Consider the following 3,645-nt stretch of genomic DNA (forward strand, 5'->3'; position numbering starts at 1 on the left):
GGTGTGCTGGGGCTGGGAGGGAAGGCGGAGCCGAGGATCGGCAGGCGGAGGCTTCCGAAGGTCATCATCGGAGGACGTCGCGGATTCGGGCGCTCGCCTCGATGAGGATGGCGCGGCACTGCTCGACCGTGGCCTCTGACAGGGGTGCGTTGGAGGCGTCCTGCCGTACGTGGGCGACGAAGTCGGCGAGTGCGTCGCCCAGCTCGCCGTCGAGGTCGGCTTGCCGGCCCGGGTCCTGAACTCCGCCGAAGGAGGTCCACACGTCGCTCCAGATGCCGCGCCACTCGCTGGTCCAGCGCTCGCTCTCGTCGCGGAGGTTGCGCGCCTGCCTGCGCCACTGCTCGCTGTGCTCTTTGGCCAGCCGCTGCCACTCCCGCTGCTGTTCGTGCTGCAGGCGCTTCCACTCGGCCTTCTGCCGGGCCGCCCGGCCGCGGCCGTCGTCCATCCCCGCGGTGGTCTCCTTGCGCACGTCGCGCGCCATCTGCGTGAGCTCCTCGCGCAGCGACTTGACCGTGTCGCGGACGTCTTCCTTGACCTCTCTGGCGATGTCGCGCACGGAGCGGGAGATCTCCACCTCCAGGTCGGCGATCTCGTCCATCCGGGCGGCGAGTTCGGCTCTGCCCTTGTCGGTCAGCGAGAAGACCTTCTTGCCCTCGATGACCTCGTGGGTGACCAGGCCCTCGTCCTCCAGCCGGGCGAGACGCGGGTAGATCGTGCCGGGGGAGGGGGAGTAGACGCCGAGGAAGCGATCCTGCAGCAGCCGGATCACCTCATAGCCGTGGCGCGGGCTCTCCTCCAGGAGCTTCAGCAGGTAGAGCCGGAGCCTGCCGTGGCCGAAGACGGGACTCATCGTGCGTCCGCCTCGCCTTCCTTGTTCTTGGTGGTACGGGGATCAGTGGTGGCGTCATGCAGATCATCGAGATCGTCGACGTCGTCGAGGAGGTCGCCGGTCAGGAAGTCTCCCCGGATGAAGTCGTCGGCGTCGGACTTGTCGCGCGCCAGCAGGGCGACGTCTCCGGAGACCGTGATCGCCGACAGCGACGCCATGCCGCCGCCGAGCCTGCCCCGCAACGACTTGGGCATCGGCATCGGCAGCGGGAAGTCGCTCTGGCTCTCACGGAGCTCGGGAAAGCCGCTGTCCAGGCGGCCGGAGGTGGTCCGCAGGGCCACGTCGGTGTCGGCGTCGCGCGGGAGGCGTACGACGATCGGGGCCGAGATGCTGTTCAGTGTGACGTGGCCGGTCGGCGCGAGGTCGAGGTCGGCGGTGATCCGGCCGCTGACGGTCTTGGCCCGCAGCCGGCGCGGACGCCCGTCGGCGACGGTCAGCTCTCCGGAGACGCTGGTGAACGACAGGTCGCCGGTGAGGGTGCGGCTCTCCACATCGCCGGAGACCGTCTCCGCGTGGACGTCGCCGCTCACTCCGTCGAGCACGATCTCACCCGAGACGCTCTTCACGCTGGTGCGGTGCTCGAAGCCCGCCACCAGCGCCGAGGCCGAGACGACGCCGGCCTGTACCGGGCAGTCGCGCGGCACGGTGATCGTCAGCTGGGCGACCCGCTTGTTCGGCCGCAGCCAGCCGAGCAGGCCGTCCCAGGTGAGGTCCTTGTAGGCGATGGTGAGCGTGCCGTCGTCGTCGTGGGTGACGGTCAACGGCGGATCACCCACCTGGCTCACGTCCAGGCTGGGCGGGCCCTCGCTGGCCAGCACCGACAGCCGACCGGCCACGATCCATACGTTAACCTTGCTGACCGGGCCGAAGGTCAGTTGCTCCGGCCCATCGATGGTCCACCTTGGCATGGCCCGCTGCACCCTTCTCGCGTCACATCCCTTGTAAGAGACACGATATGTCGCGTCTGCCAAAAGTCAAGATGTATCGCGTCTTCGGTCGAAGTGGCCGCCGGTCGCCGGCCGTGTGACGGGCTACTCGTCCTCGTCGTCGTCCAGCCGTGCCAGCCAGGTCGCCAGGCGCTCGACCGGGATCTCGAAGTCGGGATTGAGGTCGACGAACTCCCGTAGCCGCTCGGCCAGCCAGGTCACGCTGACCTCTTCTTCTCCGCGGCGCTCCACGAGCTCCTCGATGCCCCGATCGGTGAAGTACATCGCCCTCCTTGCCGTTCGTGCCGTGTGCCCGATCAGGGGGTGACGGCCCGCTAATCAGCACCAAAAGTAGCAGTTGACGGCTCTGTCGATATAAATGGGTTTGCCTGGTGTGAACGGGGAATCGGATCGTACCAAATCTAGGACTCAACGTTATCGAGCGCATACTCTGGGTAATGCAAGTAGAGGTGTTCATTCCATGATCTAGGAGGTTCGACATGCGCCCCATCGCCCGAATGTTCACCATGGCCGCCCTCGCCGGCGGCCTGCTCGCCGCCGGCTCGGCCGCCTCGGTCGCCTCCGCGGCCATCAATCCCTCTGACCTGCTCAACTGCGCGCTGACCGGTGCCACAGACCTGTCGACCGTCGCGACCGATCCCGCCGCCCTCACCGGTGCACCGGCGGAGGCGCCACTGGTGAGTTGCCTGAACCCCGCTCCCTGAGCCGAATCAACGAGAACGGGCCGCCGGGTGGCGACACCCGGCGGCCTTTCCTGCCATGAATTCCGACTGCTTTCGTAGAAGAAAATTCAGCTATTTACTCAAGGTTTCGGGCGGCACTTGACCGGATACCTAGCGTGACAGCCCCTTCCCGTTACGTAGTACAAGGAGTCGCGTGAACATTCGAGCAGTGATCGTCGGTGCCGCGGCCACGGCGACCCTCGCCGTCGCCGCGATCGCCCCCGCTCCCGCCGCCCACGCCCAGCCCCGGGTGAGCGACCCGGTCGGCTGGTTGATCTTCGACGTTCTCGTCGAGCAGCCCACCATCTACGTCATCCCGCCGCCGAAGTAGGGGTCCGTGGTGCCCTCCCTCCGCCCGGTGCCGAGCGCACCGAATTCACAGGAAACGCCGACGAGCCGGCTGGGCTATTTCATGTTCCTCAGCCGATGGATTCAGGCCCCGCTCTACCTTGGTCTCATCGTCGCGCAGGTGGTCTACGTCTGGCGCTTCATGGTGGAGCTCAAACACCTGATCGTGCTGGGTTTCGGCGGCAAGGCCGCGGAGACCACCATCATGCTGATCGTCCTCGCTCTGGTCGACGTCGTGATGATCTCCAATCTGCTCATCATGGTGATCATCGGCGGCTACGAGACCTTCGTCTCCCGGCTGCGCATCGAGGGACACCCGGACCAGCCCCAGTGGCTGTCCCACGTCAACGCCAATGTGCTCAAGGTCAAGCTGGCCATGGCGATCATCGGCATCTCTTCCATCCACCTGTTGCAGATATTCATCAACGCCGGCCGTCCGGCCGTCACCGATAGGGAACTTCTATGGAAGACGCTCATCCACCTGACATTCATTCTTTCGGCGGTCGCGCTGGCCCTGATCGACAGGTTCATGCAGGGCGGACGGCCCCAGCACGCGGGCAACCGCGCCATGGGCAACGTCACGGAGCAGCCGAGCACCGCTCAGGACCGGCGCATCGCGTGATCCGGCTGGGGACGGCCTGGGGGTTCGCTCTCGCGGGCGTACTGGCCCTGGCGGCGCCGGCGTCGGCCGGCACGTACCAGGCTCAGGCCCCGCAGCCCCGGGTCCTCCGCCTCACGC

6 protein-coding genes are annotated in these 3,645 nt (G+C 66.9%); 3 read left to right on the top strand and 3 right to left on the bottom strand.

What is annotated here, in order from left to right; genetic code table 11:
- Positions 1-64 precede the first annotated feature (64 nt).
- The 3 genes from C1I98_RS36600 to C1I98_RS36610 form a co-directional block, all read right to left on the bottom strand.
- The gene (locus C1I98_RS36600) at positions 65-850 is read right to left on the bottom strand and encodes a PadR family transcriptional regulator (protein ID WP_111171858.1); all 786 of its coding nucleotides are present in this window, start codon (positions 848-850) and stop codon (positions 65-67) included.
- Entirely contained in the window at positions 847-1,797 is a 951-nt protein-coding gene (locus C1I98_RS36605; RefSeq protein ID WP_158558341.1) for a DUF4097 family beta strand repeat-containing protein, read from the bottom strand. The genes C1I98_RS36600 and C1I98_RS36605 overlap by 4 nt, the downstream gene beginning before the upstream one ends.
- A 123-nt stretch (positions 1,798-1,920) precedes the next feature.
- Positions 1,921-2,100: a DUF6104 family protein gene (locus C1I98_RS36610; protein WP_111171859.1), complete on the bottom strand. Its 180-nt coding sequence runs from the start codon at positions 2,098-2,100 to the stop codon at positions 1,921-1,923.
- Between the two features lie 215 nt (positions 2,101-2,315).
- Here C1I98_RS36610 and C1I98_RS36615 point away from each other — a divergent pair, with 215 nt between their 5' ends.
- The 3 genes from C1I98_RS36615 to C1I98_RS36620 all read left to right on the top strand — a co-directional run bounded on the left by C1I98_RS36615 (position 2,316) and on the right by C1I98_RS36620 (position 3,528).
- Positions 2,316-2,540, top strand: a complete 225-nt coding sequence (locus C1I98_RS36615) for a hypothetical protein (RefSeq protein WP_146607866.1) — start codon at positions 2,316-2,318, stop codon at positions 2,538-2,540.
- A gap of 172 nt (positions 2,541-2,712) precedes the next feature.
- Positions 2,713-2,889, top strand: a complete 177-nt coding sequence (locus C1I98_RS42190) for a hypothetical protein (protein WP_158558342.1) — start codon at positions 2,713-2,715, stop codon at positions 2,887-2,889.
- A gap of 27 nt (positions 2,890-2,916) precedes the next feature.
- A complete protein-coding gene (locus C1I98_RS36620) occupies positions 2,917-3,528 on the top strand; it encodes a TIGR00645 family protein (protein WP_233508493.1) in 612 nt (203 codons plus the stop codon).
- Positions 3,529-3,645 lie beyond the last annotated feature (117 nt).

The organism is Spongiactinospora gelatinilytica (genome assembly GCF_003236385.1).
Taxonomy (GTDB): Bacteria; Actinomycetota; Actinomycetes; order Streptosporangiales; family Streptosporangiaceae; genus Spongiactinospora; species Spongiactinospora gelatinilytica.

Bases quoted from the DNA above. Each gene is read 5' to 3' on its own strand.
- C1I98_RS36600 (WP_111171858.1), bottom strand. From the start codon at position 850: ATGAGTCCCGTCTTCGGCCACGGCAGGCTCCGGCTCTACCTGCTGAAG.
- C1I98_RS36605 (WP_158558341.1), bottom strand. From the start codon at position 1,797: ATGCCAAGGTGGACCATCGATGGGCCGGAGCAACTGACCTTCGGCCCG.
- C1I98_RS36610 (WP_111171859.1), bottom strand. From the start codon at position 2,100: ATGTACTTCACCGATCGGGGCATCGAGGAGCTCGTGGAGCGCCGCGGA.
- C1I98_RS36615 (WP_146607866.1), top strand. From the start codon at position 2,316: ATGCGCCCCATCGCCCGAATGTTCACCATGGCCGCCCTCGCCGGCGGC.